This is a genomic window from Dokdonia pacifica, assembly GCF_900188275.1.
GTDB lineage: Bacteria > Bacteroidota > Bacteroidia > Flavobacteriales > Flavobacteriaceae > Dokdonia > Dokdonia pacifica.
Map to the genome: position 1 here is coordinate 782,889 of NZ_FZNY01000001.1, position 17,933 is coordinate 800,821.

Consider the following 17,933-nt stretch of genomic DNA (forward strand, 5'->3'; position numbering starts at 1 on the left):
TCACCTCATTTTAAAATATATTAAGTGACTGAGTGATTCTGAGGTACGAAGAATTGTATCGAAATCACCAACTCAAAAAAATAGAGTACTACTCTATTTTAGAGTGTTACTCTATTTCAAATACTACTTATTTACTACAACTATTACTTATATACAGATGAAATAGGTCAAATAATCGTAAATTTGCCGGCTTAAAACAGCATGATGCTGTGATTTATAAATAATACATTCGTCTTGATTCTTGGCTCTTTTCAGTCCTGAGTCATTTTCGCGAAAGCGAAAAAACCATACATTATGAAATACCATTTCAACGAAATAGAAGCCAAATGGCAAAAATATTGGGCAGACAACGGCACATTTCACGCCAGCAACACCAGCGATAAGCCTAAATATTATGTACTCGACATGTTCCCATATCCATCGGGAGCAGGACTGCATGTGGGCCATCCATTAGGGTATATTGCCAGTGATGTCTATGCGAGATACAAGCGTTTGAAAGGGTTTAATGTATTACATCCACAAGGCTATGATTCGTTTGGATTGCCTGCCGAGCAATATGCAATTCAGACAGGACAGCATCCTGCAACCACCACCAAAGTAAACATAGAAGGTGGTGTAGATAATCAAGGTAATGTCATTGCTGGATACCGCAATCAGTTGGATAAAATAGGATTCTCTTTTGACTGGAGTCGTGAGGTACGCACCTCAGACCCTGCTTATTACAAATGGACGCAATGGATTTTTACCGAGTTATATAACGCTTGGTACAATAATGATAGCAATAAAGCAGAAGGCATTGATACGTTGGTGTCCGCTTTCGCGAAAGCGGGTAATGAAAGCATAAATGCCGTATGCGATGATGATGTAACCATCTTTACAGCCGATGAGTGGAATGCCTATACTGACAAAGAACAACAGACAATTCTTTTAAAATATAGATTGACCTACCTAGCCGAAACCGAAGTAAATTGGTGTCCGGCGTTAGGAACTGTACTAGCAAATGATGAAATTGTAAACGGCGTTTCAGAACGTGGTGGACATCCTGTAGTACGTAAAAAAATGACCCAATGGTCGATGCGTATTTCTGCTTATGCAGAACGTTTAATCCAAGGACTAGACACCATTGATTGGAGTGAATCTATCAAAGAAACGCAACGCAACTGGATTGGAAAATCAGTGGGTGCGATGGTTTCTTTCCAATTAAAAGACCACGCAGAAAAAATAGATGTGTTTACGACACGTCCTGATACCATTTTTGGAGTTTCATTTATGACATTGGCACCAGAGCATGAATTGGTGGAAAAAATCACTACTCCTGAACAAAAAGAAGCCGTTGAAGCATACATCGAAGCGACTTCAAAACGTTCTGAACGTGAACGTATGGCCGATGTAAAAACCATTTCTGGAGTATTTACTGGAGCCTATGCCGAGCATCCATTTACCAAAGAGCCCGTTCCTGTATGGATTGGGGATTATGTATTGGCAGGTTATGGAACTGGTGCTGTGATGGCCGTTCCATGTGGAGATCAGCGTGATTATGATTTTGCAAAGAAATTTGATATTCCTATTCCAAATGTGTTTGAAGGGATTGATATTTCTGAAGAAGCATTTGCAGATAAAGCAGCAACAGTAATTGCAAATAGTGATTTCTTAAACGGATTAAAATATAAGAAAGCCGTAAAACTAGCGATTTACGAATTAGAAAAAATAGGCGCAGGAACAGGTAAAACCAATTATCGTTTACGCGATGCGGTATTTAGCCGTCAGCGTTATTGGGGAGAGCCTTTCCCAGTATATTATGTAGATGGTATGCCACAGATGATTGCCTTAGAGCATTTACCTGTTGAGCTTCCTGCGATTGAAAAATACTTACCTACCGAAGATGGGGCACCGCCATTAGGTCGCGCCGATGTTTGGTCATGGGATACTAAGACAAATACTGTTGTTTCCAATGATCTTATCTCTCCCTCTGGGGGAGATGTCCAAGGGACAGAGGGGGTTTATCCTTTAGAGTTAAATACCATGCCTGGATGGGCAGGAAGTAGTTGGTACTTCATAAAGTATATGGATAACACTACTGAGGATGGGTCTGTTCCTAAAGAAGCACTAGACTATTGGGGTAATGTAGATTTATATATTGGAGGTTCGGAACACGGGACAGGTCACTTATTATATAGTAGATTCTGGACAAAATTCTTACACGATCGTGGATATCTAGGTATCGATGAGCCGTTTCAAAAAATGATCAATCAAGGAATGATTTTGGGAACAAGTGCTATTGCTTATAGAATAAGTGGCACAAATACTTATGTTTCTGCAGGATTGAAGAATCAACATGAAACAGAAGGAATTCATATCGATGTAAATATGGTAAATGCATCTGATGAGATTGATATTGAAACACTAAAAAATTGGCAACCTCAATTTAAAAATGCAGAATTCATCTTAGAAGAAGATAAATTTGTGGTTGGGCGCGAAGTAGAAAAAATGTCTAAGCGCTGGTATAATGTTGTCAATCCAGATGACATCTGTAATCAATATGGAGCAGACACCTTACGTATGTATGAGATGTTCTTAGGGCCGTTGGAGCAAGCAAAACCTTGGAATACGGCTGGAATTACAGGGGTGCATAACTTTTTGAAGAAGCTATGGAGATTGTATCATTCGGGAGCAGAAGAAGCATTTCACGCAACCGATACAGCGCCTACAAAAGATAACCTAAAGACCCTTCATAAAACCATCAAGAAGGTAGAGGAAGATATCGAGAACTTTAGTTTTAATACTTCTGTATCTACGTTTATGATTGCAGGGAATGAGTTGGCTACACAAAAATGTACGTCTAGAGCAATCTTAGAACCGCTTCTTATTTTAATTGCGCCATATGCACCACATATTGCTGAGGAGTTATGGAATAAGCTTGGGCATACGGAAAGTATTTCTGAAGCCCCATTTCCAATTTTTGAAGAGAAGCATTTGGTAGAGAGTTCGAAGAACTACCCGATCTCTTTTAATGGAAAAATGAAGTTTACATTAGAACTTCCGCTAGACTATACAAAAGATCAAATAGAGGAAGTCGTGATGGCACACGAAAAAACAAAACAGTATCTAGGAGACCGCACCCCGAAAAAGGTGATTATCGTGCCTGGAAAGATTGTCAATATAGTGGGATAACACCTCACTCAAACCCTCTCCATGTGAGAGGATTTTTAATTTAACATCGTATGAACGTTATTATTTTTGGACCTCCACTTGCAGGAAAAGGAACACAAAGCAAGAAGATCATTCAAGATTTTGGATTGACTCATCTTTCTACTGGAGATGTACTAAGAGCAGAAAAAGCACAAAAAACTGAATTAGGAATCAAAGCTGCTGAGTATAGCAGTAAAGGCTTATTAGTCCCTGATCATTTAACAGCCCAAATTGTAGAACGCTTTTATCACAACCATAAAAACGAAAAAGGAATCTTATTTGATGGATATCCAAGAAATACCATACAAGCGGAACACTTATTACAAGTAATTGCAGAAGGTGGAGAAACGATCGATAAAGTGATTTTCTTAAAGGTTCCTAAGGAGGAACTTCTCAAAAGAGCTATCAAAAGAGCGGAAGCCGAAAATAGAGCTGATGACAAAGACAGCTCGATTGTCTTGACTCGAATAGACGAATTCCAAAATGGAACTATTCCTGCAATACAGCACATAAGAGCATCAGGAACTACAGTTGTTGAGATAGATGGAAATCAATCTATAGATGCTATTTATAAAACCATCAATACCCATTTAAAATAAAACAAAATGTGTAGATATTCGATGTCATCTTATAAACCACATTATGCTTGCTTTACATGTAGAAAGACCTTCAAAAGACGGTTATTGAGGGATATTTTAGATGGATATACGAACGATGTTGAGGAAACCCCTGCCTCCTGTCCAGAATGCAATGGTCACATGGCTGATATGGGATTAGATTTTAAATCTCCTAAGAAAAAAGACATCAAAGCATGGGATCATATGGCTACGCTTTATAGTGTTGATATTACATTTCATTCATGCGGTTGTTCTGGACCTGGGTACATTCCTAATGATACGGAACAACTAAAGGAGCATTTCGAAAACATTAAAAAGACGTATTTAGAACATCAGTATTTTTGGGCACGAAGAAAAGAAGATCCAGAGACACAATCTCAAATAGCAAAGGATCAACGTCAACATTGGATTTTTCTTGGTAAGATTCCTCAAGAGTTAAAAAAAGGTACTAAAAACAAACCCAAATATGATGCAACAGAAGCATTAATCTATTGGGGTAAAAAAGTAGCTGAAATTGAAAGAAAAATAAACACACTAACTTAGTAATCTATGAATGGTATAGAAATTTTAGGCTTTGCTGCTGCTGTATTAACTACAGCTTCGTTTTTACCACAGGTATATCAAACATGGAAGACCAAGGATGTCTCTGCATTGTCCCTACCTATGCTTACGATGTTTCTTACTGGAATTACCCTTTGGTTTATTTATGGAATATACAAAGACAGTCCTTCTTTAGTCATTGCCAATGGTATTACGATTGTCTCTGTTTTTTTATTGGTGTACTTTAAATTGAAATACGGGAAGAAATAAATTCCCTCTGATCCCTCTGTCTGCTTTGCAGACATCTCCCTTCAAGAAGGGAGAGGCTTTTGTTCTCGGCTATAAACAACTTCTTGTTATTCTTAATCATCTTCTCGTTCATAAAAAAGAATCCTAAAAAATAAAAGCTTCTAAATTAACATAACACATACTTTATCATACTAGTAAGTGAAGCTTTTAATCAAAAAAGGGTTTTATTTATAATTAAACATTCTATATAAACTACAAGCAAAGGCTTCTCCCTTTTTGAAAAGGGAGATGTCAAAAACGCTGTTTTTGACAGAGGGATTGGCGAAGCTGTAAGCTAGCCCAAAAACCAGTATATTTAAGCAATGACTATCCATTCTAGAAAATACTTAGAGTCCTATCGAAAATCATTACGCAATAATGCAACACCCGCAGACGATTCTTATGGAAGCATCTTAAAAATAAACAGTTGGATGGAAAACGGTTTTTAAGGCAACATAGCATCCTTAATTATATTGTCGATTTTTACTGTCCTTCTGAAAAACTAATTGTAGAACTAGACGGACAAGTTCATTATAATGAAGAAGCCCAAGCATATGATATTAAACGAACAAAAGAGCTAGAAAAACTAGGATTTACAATCATACGATTTGAAAACAAAATGGTATTTGACCTACTTCCAAGTGTACTTATAGAAATTAAAGAGCACTTTAAAAGCATTTCATCGTAAAGTTCCTGCAGAATATCTGCCAAAATAGCATCTTAAAAGCTTGGTCTTATTTTTGACGTACTTTTTGTAATTTTAAAATTATTAAAATCAACATAGTATGTTAGGAGGATATATGGGTTACTATATTATTGTAGGAGCCATCGCTTTAATAAGCGGATTAGTAAGTTCAAAACTTAAAAGTAAATTCAAGCACTATTCTAAATTACATTTACGCAACGGAATGTCTGGAGCAGAAATTGCAGAAAAAATGCTTGCAGATAATGGAATACGAGATGTCAAAGTAGTTTCTGTACGCGGGCAACTCACAGATCATTACAACCCAAGAAATAAAACGGTAAATTTAAGTGAGGTAGTATATAGTCAGCGTAACGCTGCCGCTGCCGCTGTGGCCGCTCATGAAGTAGGTCATGCTGTACAGCATGCCACTGCCTATAGCTGGCTTACCATGCGATCACAACTCGTACCTATGGTAAACATTGCGTCCAAAATGAGTATGTGGGTGATTATGGGAGGTGTGGCACTGATGGCGACTACAAAAATAGGAGGCACTGTTGCTATTGTAGGGCTTGCCTTATATGCCGTAGGAACACTCTTTAGTTTTATCACATTACCTGTAGAGTATGATGCAAGTAATCGTGCATTGGCATGGCTTGAGTCAGAAAATATGGTAACTCGCGAAGAACATGCTGGAGCAAAAGATGCTTTAAAATGGGCCGCTCGCACCTATGTCGTTGCAGCATTAGGATCACTAGCAACATTACTTTATTTTGCATTACAGGTATTTGGAAGTAGGCGTTAAGTATGTAATCTTAAAAGTTTCAAATAGACTTGCGTGAGGGATAGCAGTGGATACCCCGTAGGAATGAAGGTACTGAAATGACAAGGCGTATGAACGTATAGCCCGACCGAAGCCCTGAATGTAGTGAAGGGCGAAGGGCACGCCAAAAAAGCAAAAAAAGAAGAAAGGACAAATTGACAAACACAGTGGTATCAAGCCATTCAATGGCATCATAGGCAAAGTTGATACTATGGCTGTAAGCTTTGGCAAAATATTTGACTAAGTTTGCATATCAAATTGGATTAAAACTTTAAAATTATATAGTTATGGCATTAGAAATCACAGATGCAACATTTGAAGAAGCAGTATTAAATAGTGACAAACCTGTACTGGTAGACTTTTGGGCTGCTTGGTGTGGACCTTGTCGTATGGTAGGACCGGTAATCGAAGAAATTTCTGGAGAGTATGAAGGAAAAGCGGTAGTTGGAAAAGTAGACGTAGATGCAAATCAAGAATTTGCAGCAAAATACGGCGTACGTAACATCCCTACAGTATTAATGTTTAAAAACGGAGAAGTAGTAGGACGTCAAGTAGGTGTTGCTCCTAAAAAAGTATACACAGACGCTATTGATGGTCTTTTAAACTAAGACTCTCTTAAGATTATATAAAAGGTTTGGTGTAGTGCCAAACCTTTTTTATTTTAGTGAAATAGAAAACAAATCGTCTTTGATGATGCTGTTTCTATTATTGAACTAACCTCGCTGAAAAGCGGGGTCTTCTAAAATTTAGAAAAAGGTTGTTTTAAGTATATCCGCTTTCGCGAAAATAAAATTACAATAGACCTCAAGTTCTAATCGAAATTAAATTAATAGTTATAAGATTCCCATTGCGGGAATGAAAAGATACCCGTCTTTACGGGCAGTAAACATGGAAAAAAAAACCAAAGTACAAGACGCAATAGATAACTCCCTTCTTGACCAACGTAAAATATTCCTTTGGGGAATGGTAGAAGATAGTAGCGCAAAACACGTTATAGATCGTTTATTATATTTAGATTCTATCAATAATGATGAGATTCAATTATTCATCAATAGTCCTGGTGGATATGTTACTTCTGGATTTGCGATGTATGATACGATAAAGCAAATCAAGAGTCCTGTATCTACTATTTGCACAGGACTCGCTGCAAGTATGGGATCATTATTACTATCTGTAGGAGAAAAAGGACGTCGTTTTATACAACCACATGCTCGTGTGATGATACACCAACCTTCTGGTGGTGCTCAAGGACAAGCAAGTGATATTGAAATTACAGCACAAGAGATTATCAAAACAAAAGAGTTAAGTGCACAAATCTTAGCCGATAATTGTGGACAGACTTTTGAAAAAATTATGAAAGATTTCCAACGTGACCATTGGATGGGCGCGCAGGAGTCTGTAGACTACGGTATCGTAGACGGGGTTTACGAAGGGTAACTTCGATACGATTTTCAGATTCTCCTTTTAAGAGGATCTAAAAATCACTCAGTCACCTCGTATCTATAGTTTTTTATCATAAATTCGGATTCACAACCGATTTCGTTTTTCTAATTTCAACTTTCCTTCTGTGGACATCAAATCCGAATTACATAAAACCGCCGGTTTTGGCAATCTAGAACTTCTTGCAAAGCAAGTGGTAGAAGGTTTTATTTCTGGAATGCATAAGAGTCCGTTTCATGGGTTTTCTGCCGAATTTGCAGAGCATAAAGTGTATAATAACGGAGAGAGCACCAAACATATTGATTGGAAATTATATGCCAAAACAGATCGTTTGTATACAAAACGATATGAAGAAGAAACGAATTTACGATGTCATCTTATTGTAGATAATAGTAGCTCTATGCACTACCCTACGGTAGCTGAGTATGGCATTGATCAATTAAATAAGATTAGTTTTTCGGCATTGGCAAGTGCTGCTATTATGAATCTTATGAAAAAACAGCGAGATGCTGTTGGGTTGAGTATTTATAGTGAGGGCTATGATTTTTATGCTTCAGAAAAAGGAAGTGATCGTCATCATCATATGTTGTTAGATCAATTAGGGGGTACGCTTGATCCCGCTTTCGCGAAAGCGGAAAAAAAGACAGCTACCTATGCACACTTACATCTTATTGCCGAGAAACTCAAGAGACGTTCTTTGGTTTTTCTATTTTCAGATATGTTTCAGAGTGATGTAGAACAGGAGCAACTCTTTGAAGCATTACAACATTTAAAGTATAATAAACATGAGGTGGTCCTTTTTCATACCTATAGTGATGAAAAGGAATACAACTTTAAGTTTTCTAACGCTCCTAAGCGTTTTGTAGACGTTGAGACAGGAGAACATATCAATTTATATGCAGATGCGATTAGAGACACCTATAAAGCGTCTGTAGAAACGTATTTTAAGAATTTACAATTACGGTGTGCGCAATACAGGATTAAGTACATTCCTGCAGTGATTGAAAAGGGATTTAGTCCTATTTTGACTACATTTTTAGTGGAGCGACAAAAATTTGTGTGATTTTTTTATTTTTTTGTTTGCACATATAAAAAGAGAGTGTATATTTGCACCCGCAACAGCGCAACGGTCTGGTAGTTCAGCTGGTTAGAATATCTGCCTGTCACGCAGGGGGTCGCGGGTTCGAGTCCCGTCCAGACCGCAAGTAAAGCCCTCAGTCCGAGGGCTTTTTTTTATAAGAAGTTGTGTTGGCTACGTCACACGTAGCAGGCTTTGTAGTTGAAGCCGATGAGAAGCTTTTCCTGTCATAAGGAGAGGCTTTTTTTGTCACCTCTCCTATATGAACTACCAATTAGCTATTTTAAACTACATAACATACATTCTAATTGATATGACCTCCAACAACCAATACCTAATAAACATATAACACACCAAATAAATTCGTTTATTAGGTATTAGAACTTAATTTCTTCTTTTAATAGTTTTAATACTTCAGGGGCATCTTTAAACTGCTCTTCCAAATTATAGATAACTTGTTTATATGGGTTATAACCGAGTTCTATTAATCGTTCATTGCGATAGTTTTCTACAAAACGATAAATCATAAATGAGCGAGATCCATTCGTGTCTTCTAGATATGCTTGTAGTTTTATAGAGAGCGGCTCACGCCATTGTAATGCTATAAGCATATCTTCTGGTGTAACCTCATCAAGTCCAGGCATGGTATCTAATGACATTATCATCTCTTTATTATACCAGTATCTCTTCCTGAGATCAATCCAACTAGGTATTTTTTCTGTATTAAACTTTTTAACGACTTCTTGAATACTGTTTCCAGAAACAATAGGCGTCATGGCTATTTTTTTTCCATCCGTTGTTTTTTCAATATCGAGGATTGCATAGGGTTCTTTTTTCCTTTTATTATGAACTACAATATGATTGGTCGGTAACTCTTTTTGTATATACATATATACTGTATCAATTCCTTTAAAATTGGTGGTGTTCCAAGGGGATTTAAAAACCATTTTATCTTTGTGTAATGTCCAACTATTTACTTCTCCATAATTGGCATACACAAACCATTCTTCTATGATATCATTTTTAGTAGTATCTGATATGTTTTGTGCTTTACAGGCTAGACACAATATCAGTAAACTCACAAATGTAATTACAGGTATTTTGAACTTCATGATCTTATTTTTCCTTTAATGCGTTAAAAACAAAAAAGGTTAACAAATATCTCTAAGAAAAGAGGCGTTCTTTTTTATATACAGCACTTTAGAAATAGGAGCTTCTCTTTTGACAGGCATTGATTTTAAATAAAAAAGAAGTACTGCAAAAAAAAGTATCGTAAAAGTGCTAAATTCTTTTTGGTGAGTTATAAAAAAGTGTATATTTGCATCCGCTTACAAAAAGTAACACTCCTCCTTAGCTCAGTTGGTTAGAGCATCTGACTGTTAATCAGAGGGTCCTTGGTTCGAGCCCAAGAGGGGGAGCAAAAGCGCAAAACGTCACCAAAAAGGTGGCGTTTTTTTGTTTTAAACCTTTTTGGGCGAGAAGTTTATCTAGAGTGTCATACTGAGCTTGTCGAAGTGCGAAGTTGAAGGGAGTCCCTTTTTTGTTATAAATCTCAAAAAACGCTTAAGTATTCCTAAAAATGTTACTTTAATTTTCTTTACATTCGTATTTACACTATAACATTTACTAAAAATGAAATTTGCACCCATACTCTTTCTATTTTTTTTCGTATCAGTAACATCTTGTCAAGAGAGTGAGTCAACTAAATTGACTAACTTAAGTAAAGAAGTTTGTGAAAAACTGAAAAAAAGTCCTTTAGATACAAGTGAGGAAGCGAATAAAGAAAATCAAAGATTAGGTAAAATACCTATGCAGCTTCTGAATTTTTCTTCATTCACAGAACATATAGAAAATCTCTTACCGAAACACAAAAAAAATATTTTAGAATATTATCAAATTAATAAGATAAAAGATAAAGATCTTCTAAAGCTTTGGGAAGATTTAATCCCGTTAGTAGCTGATTGTTCAGATCTATCAGAGCAATATTTAAAGGATGGTTTTAAAATGTTCAAATCATCCAAGGGTTTGTAGGGAAGTAATTGTTTTCTTTATCAATCTTATATGAAGAAAAAATTGTTAGTACCAAAACTTGCTACTGTCTACATGATCTATTTTGAATTCTACTTGTGAATACACACCTAAAAGTTATATAACAAACTCTTCTATAAGCACTACTTTTTCTTTAGGAACAAAGAAACAATTTCTAACACCGTTATCTTTCTCTCTTTGGATGGAGGATACTTTTGTAAGTCCAAGGCCTGTATGATTATAAAATACATAATCACGATCTATAAAAATAGCTTCTAGCTTATCTTCTATGACATTAAAAAGGGTTTCACAAATCACAATAGGACGATGTGTGTCTAGCACTTTTTGTGCTCCTTCTAATATTAAATATTCAGAGCCTTCAGTATCAATTTTCATAAGATCAACTTTGTTTATTTTTTTTTCATCAAAGTATTGATCTAGCATAATACCATCTGCTTTTACTTTTGCATAATTAAGCTTGTCTTTACTAGTAGTAAGGTTATGTTCTCCAGAAAGATTATAAATCGTAGGAAATTTTGGGTTTGTTACATTATAAAAATCTAATTCTCCTGTTGTATTAGATAAGGCTAAAGGTTCTATTTGAATAGATGCTTCTAAGTTATTTATTCTTACATTTTCAGAAGCATATATCATAGGTCCTTCTGAAGGTTCAAAAGCAATTACTTTTAATTTTGGGTTAAATTTTCCGCCAAGAATACTATAATACCCAATATTAGTACCTACATCTAAAAAAACACCTACCTTTTTTATAAGTTTAATGAAGATAGACGTAAACTCAAACTTTTCTGGTCCTTTCCAAAATAACTCACGGGTCAAAAAACTTGTTTGATTCGTTTTAAAATAAATAGTTCCCACTTCATTAAAATGAACTTTAATTTTTCCAGAAGGGTAAATTTTAATTTTGGCTGGTAATACAGGAGCTAAGACATAATTGATATTACGAATTAATTTATTAATTTTTGGGTGATATATTATTCCGTAAAATAAGTTCATATAAGATCTAACATAAAGGTGTAACCAAAGTCGAAATTACAAAATTTATAATGATCTCAGGTTTTTATGTGATAGACTATTTCCTACTCAAAAAAATAATGATATTCAGTATACAGACAGTATCTATTTTAAAAGTATACGCTTTCGCGAAAGCGCATACAACTTAGACTTAATTCATAAAACATATCTCCAAGATGAGCAACGGCAAGGTTTGAATCCTGCATCTTTGATTTATAACCATTCTATAGCGGTTAACTCATTGAGAAGTAGCATTCACTCAATGAGTATTTTCACGAATCAATGAATCGCTATATTTACAAAAATATTAATATAATCGCTATGAATAAACTAATACTCCTTTTCTTATTCATTTTCACTTCTTTTTCTGTTTATGGACAAGATATTAATGAAGATTTACTGCTTCATTATACGTTTAATAACACCTATCTCGATGCTACTGAAAATGGGTATGACGCTACTGATTTTGGAACCTCTTTTACTGAAGATCGGTTTGGGAATACAGACGGAGCATTACTATTTGATGGTGTAAATGATTATATAAATTTACCAAATATCGAAGCTCTAAAGCCAGATCTACCCGTATCCTTTTCTTTCTGGATACGTTATGATAGTGAAGATCCAGATGACAGAGATGTTTTTAATACTTCTTTTGAAGAAGATATAAATACAGGAATATATTTCAACTCTCAACAATCTACAGGAAATTTTGCTGTAAATTATGGAGATGGATCTAGTAATTATACCTCTACTACCCGAAGAACGTATGTTAGTAATGAACCTATAAATACGGGTACTTGGCAACATATAGCAATAGTTGTTTCTTCTCAAAATGACATGAAAATTTATGTAGATTGTAAAGAATACGAAGGTGAATATTCAGGAACGGGTGGTGATTTACAATACTCAAACACTTCAGGAACCATAGGAAGGCACGATAGACAACTGGAAGTACCTGCAAATTACTTTAAAGGAGCCATAGATAATTTTAGGTATTGGAATAAAGCACTTACTGAAGACGAAGTCACTCTTCTATGTGAAGAAGTTTTAGATATAGAGGAAGTACCTTTAGTAATTAAGGAGACAACTATGTATCCAAATCCTACAGATGGTATTGTTCATTTTGATACAAAAAACAACACCTATGATACGGTAATCTTATTCAATAATATAGGACAAACTGTTTTAAGAACTGCTTATCAAAACACATTAGATTTTAGCAGATTACCCAAAGGAATCTATTATATACATTTTATTAAAAATAATATTCAACTTGAAATTAAAAAGGTGATCATTAAATAACAGATATTTGCAAAAGAAATAAAATACAACATAAATAAACTCATGTTGTGTTTTTATATTCTGTTTACACTTTTTCGGATGAATGTGATAAAAAAAATAGCAAGAAAATTCACCTTTTCTTCAGGTTTATTAGAAACTTATTTTCTTTCTAAAAAATATCTTAAACCTAAAGGATGGTTATTAAGTAGATACCTATATCAACCCGTGAAGTCAGATGGACAACCCATACCTTGGGTCACATATGCTTCATTACATTTTATTAATCAAAAATTAGCAAATACTTCTTTTAAGGTGTTTGAATATGGAAGTGGTAATTCTACATTATGGTTTTCAGAGCGAGTGCAGCATATTGTTTCTGTAGAGCATGACATTACTTACTATAATATTGTGAAAAGCAAATTACAATCACGTACTAATGTCACATATATTTTAGCCAATGTAGAGGATAACTATAGTAAAAAAGTATTGGATTATAAGAATGAGTTTGATATTATTATCATAGATGGGCGAGAGCGTATTGCTTGTACCAAAAACAGCTTACAAGCTCTAAACGAAAAAGGAATTATTATATGGGATAATTCAGATAGAGAAAAATACCAAGAAGCATATGATTTTCTAATGGCCGCTGGCTTTAAAAAAATTGATTTTAGAGGATTAGGTCCAATAGGTCATATAGAATGGCAAACATCTGTTTTTTATAGATCAGACAATTGTTTTAGTATATAAACAAAAACGGCTCGATGTCTAAGAGGGCTCTATTTTTTAGGCAAATCACTGAATATCCGCAAAATGCAGCTCGACAATGGACTAAGAGAGGGAGCTTAAAAGAAAAGACATCATCTAAAAGGTGGCGTTTTTTAATTTTAAAGCCTTTTGGTCGAGAAGTTTATCCTGAGTGAAGTCGAAGGGAGCTCTACAATAAAAAAATACATATACAAACAAAGGGCATCAATTTCTTAATACCCTTTATTATGCATTCAATTTAGTAAGCAAACTAATTCAAATCTTTTGAATGTTCTTTTAAGTATTGTATGCGCCTATTCATTTCTTATAGATTTTACAAGATGAATAGCGTGTTTTGTTTTATCTTCTATGTTCTTATAATTCCAGTTTCCATCAGTATCTGGGGCTATAAGTTTTGACCCTATTCCTACACAGGTAACACCAGCTTTAAACCACTCCTCTAGACTTTCTCTGGTAGGTGAAACCCCACCAGTAGGCATTATCGAGGTCCATGGGCATGGCCCTTTTATGGCTTTTACAAACTGTGCTCCATAGGTTCCTCCAGGGAATAGTTTTACAATCTCACAACCTAATTCTTCTGCTCTTGCAATTTCGGTTAAGGAGCCGCATCCTGGCGACCATAACACTTTTCTTCTATTACAAACAACAGCAATATCTTCTCTAAGAACTGGTGTTACTATAAAGTTTGCCCCCAATTGCATATAAAGCGATGCTGCTGCTCCATCTGTAATGGAACCTACACCTAATATAAGTTGCGGTAATTCTGCTTTCGCGAAAGCGCATAACGCATCAAATACCTTATGAGCATTATCTCCACGACTCGTAAACTCAATTACTCTTGCGCCTCCATTATAGCAAGCTCTTAAAATTTGTTTTCCTACTTCGAAAGACTCATTATAAAACAACGGCACGATTCCCGTGTCTCTCATCATTTGTGCTACTTCTATTCTCGTAAATCTTGCCATAGGTTATCTTGATACTTTACCGGTTTGATCACCATCCATAAATCGTTCTATATCCTTTAGGGATACAAGGTTATAATCACCATAAATTGTATGTTTGAGACAACAGGATGCCACTGCAATGTCAATAGCCCGTTGCATATCTAATGGCGCATCCATAAGTCCAAAAACAAGACCTCCCATAAAGGCATCTCCACTTCCTACCCGATCTACTACGGGCGTTACTTCTTGAATATGTGCTTTAAAAATCTGTTCTCCATCGTATAATAGTCCACCTATGCGTTGATGTGATGCACTTACTGAGTATCGCAATGTAGTTGCAACTTTTTTAAGATCTGGACAAAGTGCAAATAGCTTATCATAAAGCAGTGGAAGTGATTTCTCATCTTGATAATTGGGTTGAACTTTATTCTCACCAAGCATAAAATATGCAGTATCAATATCACCTAATATTAAATGACTATACGTGAGTAATTCTGGCATCACTTCTTTAGGTTCTTTTCCCCATTTCCATAATTTAGAACGATAATTTAAATCTGTAGAAATGGTTAATCCCATTTGTTTTGCCACTTTTATTGCTTTCAAGCATTCTAAAGCTGCTTGTTCTGAAATAGCTGGTGTAATCCCACTCCAATGAAACCAACTAGCGCCTTCAAAAATAGTTTCCCAATCAAAAGAATCCTTGGTAATAGTTGCCATAGAACTACCCGCACGGTCATAAACTACATTACTAGCCCTAGTTCCAGCACCTGTTTCTAAAAAATAGATTCCAAGTCTGTCTCCACCTCTTAAAATATGCTTATTTCCTACACCAAGTTTATTAATTTCCTGGAGAGCTGTATCGCCTATTTCGTTGTTAGGAAGTCGTGTAACAAAATCTGTTTCAACACCTAGATTACTTAGAGAAACAGCCACATTAAATTCACCACCACCATAGGTTGCTCCAAATGTTCTAGCTTGAGAAAATCTTAAGAAACGCTCTGTTGAGAGGCGTAACATAATTTCTCCAAAAGTGACTACTTTACTCATTTATAAGTTTTATAACTAAATTCTTTTTAGAAAAGAAATTTACGTCAAAATTAATTGACCATTAAATTCCCAACGCTTGTCCGCCACCTACTTGAATAGTTTCTGCTGTTAAGAAAGCGGCATCTTTACTTGCTAAAAACGATACAACAGAAGCTACATCTTCTGGTTGTCCTAGACGCCCTAACATAATATTATTTGCCCAAGAAGCAAAAACTTCTGGTTTTGTCTCTTTTATTTGTTTATGGAAATCGGTGTCAATAGTGCCGGGAGAGACTGCATTTACTCGAATACCATATTCGGCAAGATCTTTTGCTAATGCTCTTGTTATGGTGTGTACAGCAGCTTTTGATGTCCCATAAATTCCTGCTCCAGGACCTCCGGCATTCCATCCTGCATTAGATGTATAATTAATAATAGAAGGGTGTTCTCCGCTCTTAAGAAAAGGTATTGCGGCTCTAGAAGCGAAGAATACAGAATCTAAGTTTAGTGCCATTACAAAGCGGTAGAATTCGGTTGTCATCTCTTCAAATCTAGATCTTCCTCCTAAACCACCGGCGTTATTAACCAACACATCAATTCTACTATATTTTTCTCCGATTGCCTTTATATTAGAAGTCACATCTTCTTCTTTTGTTACGTCGAATCCATAATATTCAGCAGTGATTCCTTCTTTTGTTAACTCTTCTACTCTTTTTGCTCCTGCATCATCATCTATACCATTTAAAATTACAGTATATCCATCTTGACCTAATCTTTTTGCCACTGCAAAACCAATGCCTCCTGTAGCTCCTGTTACTATTGCTATTTTTCCGTTATTACTCATTATAATTATTTTTTAAATCTTTTTTTGAATAGGGTTAATTTTCTATATCTACTACTAATTTTACTTTTCTGATTAATAATAAAATAGATACTACCGCAAGCACAACTGATACTGTGATAGCTATAAATGCTGGCGTATACGATCCTTCTGTTGTTATTCTTCCTATAAACCAATTCATTATTATAGGTGAAAATGCTGCTACAGTTCCAGCGAGTCCAGCTAAGGTTCCTACTGATGGGCCTCTAAATAAATCACTAGATAAGGTTTGAATATTACCAATGGCAAATTGAAAACCAAAAAGTGCTAATCCAGCTAGGTAAATAAATGTCATGTAGTTAGAATCATTTACAAATAATATGATAGACACAAAGCCTACTATAATTAAAATGCTCCCCAAAACGATACTTACTTTCCTACCTATATCTACAGAAGTACGTTTTATGATTGCCTCAGTAAACAATCCTCCTAGGATCCCACCAGCAGCAGCCATTAGATAAGATATCCACATTGTATTTCCAATCTCTTCGATGCTCAGTCCAAATTTAGAATTCAAATAGATTGGCATCCAACCTGCAAAAAACCACCAAATTGGCTCTATAAAAAACCTACATAATAAAACTCCCCAAGGTTCTTTAAAACTTAATATTTTCCCTACGCTTAAACTTTTTGCTCCTTCTACAACTACGTTATTATTCTCAATACGATCATTAAGTATCAAGTTTCTTTCAGCTTCAGTAATCCAAGGATGATCTTTCGGTTTTGATTTATTTAAGATTAACCAAGGAATTATCCAAATTAGACCTACAGTCCCTAATATTATATAGGTAGATTTCCATCCAAACTGCGCATACAAATAAACTATTATAACAGGGGCTATGACATTACCTATAGATGCTCCAGAATTAAAAATACCTTGTGCTAATGCTCTTTGTTTTACAGGAAACCACTCTCCATTATTTTTTACAGTTCCTGGCCATAATCCTGCTTCTCCTAATCCAAGTAGACCGCGTACTATTGATAAAGAAACAATCCCTCTAGCTACAGCATGAAAAGCAGCTGCTAAAGACCACACTAGTATTGATAATGTAAAACCTATTCTAGTACCAATTTTATCATATAATCTACCAGATAAAAATTTACTTGCAGCATAGGTTATCATAAAAACGTTAAGCATTAAAGCATAATCTGCATTATCCATCCCTAGATCCTCTCCCATCTGTGGCCACAATAATGCAAAAGCAGTCCTATCAACATAATTAATTACAGTAGCAATAAAAATTAGGCTTATAATCCACCATCGTAGTCCTTTTAGTTTCATAAATCTTTATTTTTTACTTCGTTTTTAGTCAAAAAAGG

At 35.4% G+C, this 17,933-nt stretch carries 19 protein-coding genes and 2 tRNA genes; 15 read left to right on the forward strand and 6 right to left on the reverse strand.

Annotated features, from left to right (window positions below; all coding sequences use genetic code 11):
• The first annotated feature begins 294 nt into the window (after window positions 1-294).
• The 11 genes from leuS to CHB80_RS03615 all read left to right on the forward strand — a co-directional run bounded on the left by leuS (window position 295) and on the right by CHB80_RS03615 (window position 8,781).
• Window positions 295-3,171 carry a leucine--tRNA ligase gene (gene leuS, locus CHB80_RS03570; protein WP_089370048.1) on the forward strand — a complete coding sequence of 959 codons (2,877 nt, stop codon included), beginning with the start codon at window positions 295-297 and terminating at the stop codon, window positions 3,169-3,171.
• A gap of 50 nt (window positions 3,172-3,221) precedes the next feature.
• Complete coding sequence (locus CHB80_RS03575; protein WP_089370049.1) at window positions 3,222-3,788, forward strand: adenylate kinase family protein; 567 nt, start codon at window positions 3,222-3,224, stop codon at window positions 3,786-3,788.
• Between the two features lie 84 nt (window positions 3,789-3,872).
• The gene (locus CHB80_RS03580; protein ID WP_229746878.1) at window positions 3,873-4,349 is read left to right on the forward strand and encodes a hypothetical protein; all 477 of its coding nucleotides are present in this window, start codon (window positions 3,873-3,875) and stop codon (window positions 4,347-4,349) included.
• 6 nt (window positions 4,350-4,355) lie between these two features.
• Window positions 4,356-4,616, forward strand: a complete 261-nt coding sequence (locus tag CHB80_RS03585; protein WP_089370051.1) for a SemiSWEET family sugar transporter — start codon at window positions 4,356-4,358, stop codon at window positions 4,614-4,616.
• Between the two features lie 341 nt (window positions 4,617-4,957).
• On the forward strand, window positions 4,958-5,083 hold the full coding sequence (locus CHB80_RS25095; RefSeq protein ID WP_308489361.1) for a hypothetical protein: 126 nt from the start codon (window positions 4,958-4,960) through the stop codon (window positions 5,081-5,083).
• The gene (locus tag CHB80_RS03590; RefSeq protein WP_308489359.1) at window positions 5,062-5,322 is read left to right on the forward strand and encodes an endonuclease domain-containing protein; all 261 of its coding nucleotides are present in this window, start codon (window positions 5,062-5,064) and stop codon (window positions 5,320-5,322) included. The genes CHB80_RS25095 and CHB80_RS03590 overlap by 22 nt, the downstream gene beginning before the upstream one ends.
• Before the next feature lie 97 nt (window positions 5,323-5,419).
• Window positions 5,420-6,121, forward strand: a complete 702-nt coding sequence (locus CHB80_RS03595; RefSeq protein ID WP_089370052.1) for a zinc metallopeptidase — start codon at window positions 5,420-5,422, stop codon at window positions 6,119-6,121.
• 305 nt (window positions 6,122-6,426) lie between these two features.
• On the forward strand, window positions 6,427-6,747 hold the full coding sequence (gene trxA, locus CHB80_RS03600; protein ID WP_089370053.1) for a thioredoxin: 321 nt from the start codon (window positions 6,427-6,429) through the stop codon (window positions 6,745-6,747).
• A 280-nt stretch (window positions 6,748-7,027) separates the two neighbouring features.
• Window positions 7,028-7,576: a ClpP family protease gene (locus CHB80_RS03605; RefSeq protein WP_089370054.1), complete on the forward strand. Its 549-nt coding sequence runs from the start codon at window positions 7,028-7,030 to the stop codon at window positions 7,574-7,576.
• A 130-nt stretch (window positions 7,577-7,706) separates the two neighbouring features.
• Complete coding sequence (locus tag CHB80_RS03610; protein WP_089370055.1) at window positions 7,707-8,642, forward strand: DUF58 domain-containing protein; 936 nt, start codon at window positions 7,707-7,709, stop codon at window positions 8,640-8,642.
• Between the two features lie 65 nt (window positions 8,643-8,707).
• Window positions 8,708-8,781, forward strand: a tRNA-Asp gene (locus CHB80_RS03615).
• A 253-nt stretch (window positions 8,782-9,034) separates the two neighbouring features.
• Here CHB80_RS03615 and CHB80_RS03620 read toward each other — a convergent pair.
• Window positions 9,035-9,769 (reverse strand): hypothetical protein, encoded by a 735-nt coding sequence (locus tag CHB80_RS03620; protein WP_089370056.1) that lies wholly within the window; start codon window positions 9,767-9,769, stop codon window positions 9,035-9,037.
• Window positions 9,770-10,001: 232 nt separating this feature from the next.
• Here CHB80_RS03620 and CHB80_RS03625 point away from each other — a divergent pair.
• Window positions 10,002-10,075, forward strand: a tRNA-Asn gene (locus CHB80_RS03625).
• A 214-nt stretch (window positions 10,076-10,289) separates the two neighbouring features.
• Entirely contained in the window at window positions 10,290-10,688 is a 399-nt protein-coding gene (locus CHB80_RS03630) for a hypothetical protein (protein WP_089370057.1), read from the forward strand.
• A gap of 114 nt (window positions 10,689-10,802) precedes the next feature.
• Here CHB80_RS03630 and CHB80_RS03635 read toward each other — a convergent pair whose 3' ends face one another.
• Window positions 10,803-11,699, reverse strand: a complete 897-nt coding sequence (locus tag CHB80_RS03635) for an FkbM family methyltransferase (RefSeq protein ID WP_089370058.1) — start codon at window positions 11,697-11,699, stop codon at window positions 10,803-10,805.
• Between the two features lie 339 nt (window positions 11,700-12,038).
• Here CHB80_RS03635 and CHB80_RS03640 point away from each other — a divergent pair, with 339 nt between their 5' ends.
• Together CHB80_RS03640 and CHB80_RS03645 are read left to right on the forward strand one after the other, a co-directional pair.
• On the forward strand, window positions 12,039-13,019 hold the full coding sequence (locus CHB80_RS03640; protein ID WP_179218076.1) for a LamG-like jellyroll fold domain-containing protein: 981 nt from the start codon (window positions 12,039-12,041) through the stop codon (window positions 13,017-13,019).
• A 78-nt stretch (window positions 13,020-13,097) separates the two neighbouring features.
• On the forward strand, window positions 13,098-13,745 hold the full coding sequence (locus CHB80_RS03645) for a class I SAM-dependent methyltransferase (RefSeq protein WP_089370060.1): 648 nt from the start codon (window positions 13,098-13,100) through the stop codon (window positions 13,743-13,745).
• Between the two features lie 311 nt (window positions 13,746-14,056).
• Here the strand turns inward: CHB80_RS03645 and CHB80_RS03650 are convergent, their stop codons facing one another.
• From CHB80_RS03650 to CHB80_RS03665, 4 genes are all read right to left on the reverse strand, one after another.
• Window positions 14,057-14,728, reverse strand: coding sequence for a bifunctional 4-hydroxy-2-oxoglutarate aldolase/2-dehydro-3-deoxy-phosphogluconate aldolase (locus CHB80_RS03650; protein ID WP_089370061.1), 672 nt, complete (start codon window positions 14,726-14,728; stop codon window positions 14,057-14,059).
• Between the two features lie 3 nt (window positions 14,729-14,731).
• Window positions 14,732-15,754, reverse strand: a complete 1,023-nt coding sequence (locus tag CHB80_RS03655; protein WP_089370062.1) for a sugar kinase — start codon at window positions 15,752-15,754, stop codon at window positions 14,732-14,734.
• 61 nt (window positions 15,755-15,815) lie between these two features.
• The gene (locus tag CHB80_RS03660; protein WP_089370063.1) at window positions 15,816-16,577 is read right to left on the reverse strand and encodes an SDR family NAD(P)-dependent oxidoreductase; all 762 of its coding nucleotides are present in this window, start codon (window positions 16,575-16,577) and stop codon (window positions 15,816-15,818) included.
• A 34-nt stretch (window positions 16,578-16,611) separates the two neighbouring features.
• Window positions 16,612-17,895, reverse strand: coding sequence for an MFS transporter (locus tag CHB80_RS03665; protein ID WP_089370064.1), 1,284 nt, complete (start codon window positions 17,893-17,895; stop codon window positions 16,612-16,614).
• Window positions 17,896-17,933: the final 38 nt, after the last annotated feature.

Excerpts from the sequence above, each read along its gene's own strand:
- trxA (WP_089370053.1), top strand. The coding sequence starts at position 6,427 with ATGGCATTAGAAATCACAGATGCAACATTTGAAGAAGCAGTATTAAAT.
- CHB80_RS03660 (WP_089370063.1), bottom strand. The coding sequence starts at position 16,577 with ATGAGTAATAACGGAAAAATAGCAATAGTAACAGGAGCTACAGGAGGC.
- CHB80_RS03640 (WP_179218076.1), top strand. The coding sequence starts at position 12,039 with ATGAATAAACTAATACTCCTTTTCTTATTCATTTTCACTTCTTTTTCT.
- CHB80_RS03665 (WP_089370064.1), bottom strand. The coding sequence starts at position 17,895 with ATGAAACTAAAAGGACTACGATGGTGGATTATAAGCCTAATTTTTATT.
- CHB80_RS03605 (WP_089370054.1), top strand. The coding sequence starts at position 7,028 with ATGGAAAAAAAAACCAAAGTACAAGACGCAATAGATAACTCCCTTCTT.
- CHB80_RS03645 (WP_089370060.1), top strand. The coding sequence starts at position 13,098 with ATGAATGTGATAAAAAAAATAGCAAGAAAATTCACCTTTTCTTCAGGT.
- CHB80_RS03575 (WP_089370049.1), top strand. The coding sequence starts at position 3,222 with ATGAACGTTATTATTTTTGGACCTCCACTTGCAGGAAAAGGAACACAA.
- CHB80_RS03585 (WP_089370051.1), top strand. The coding sequence starts at position 4,356 with ATGAATGGTATAGAAATTTTAGGCTTTGCTGCTGCTGTATTAACTACA.
- CHB80_RS25095 (WP_308489361.1), top strand. The coding sequence starts at position 4,958 with ATGACTATCCATTCTAGAAAATACTTAGAGTCCTATCGAAAATCATTA.
- CHB80_RS03595 (WP_089370052.1), top strand. The coding sequence starts at position 5,420 with ATGTTAGGAGGATATATGGGTTACTATATTATTGTAGGAGCCATCGCT.
- CHB80_RS03630 (WP_089370057.1), top strand. The coding sequence starts at position 10,290 with ATGAAATTTGCACCCATACTCTTTCTATTTTTTTTCGTATCAGTAACA.
- CHB80_RS03620 (WP_089370056.1), bottom strand. The coding sequence starts at position 9,769 with ATGAAGTTCAAAATACCTGTAATTACATTTGTGAGTTTACTGATATTG.
- leuS (WP_089370048.1), top strand. The coding sequence starts at position 295 with ATGAAATACCATTTCAACGAAATAGAAGCCAAATGGCAAAAATATTGG.
- CHB80_RS03655 (WP_089370062.1), bottom strand. The coding sequence starts at position 15,754 with ATGAGTAAAGTAGTCACTTTTGGAGAAATTATGTTACGCCTCTCAACA.
- CHB80_RS03635 (WP_089370058.1), bottom strand. The coding sequence starts at position 11,699 with ATGAACTTATTTTACGGAATAATATATCACCCAAAAATTAATAAATTA.
- CHB80_RS03650 (WP_089370061.1), bottom strand. The coding sequence starts at position 14,728 with ATGGCAAGATTTACGAGAATAGAAGTAGCACAAATGATGAGAGACACG.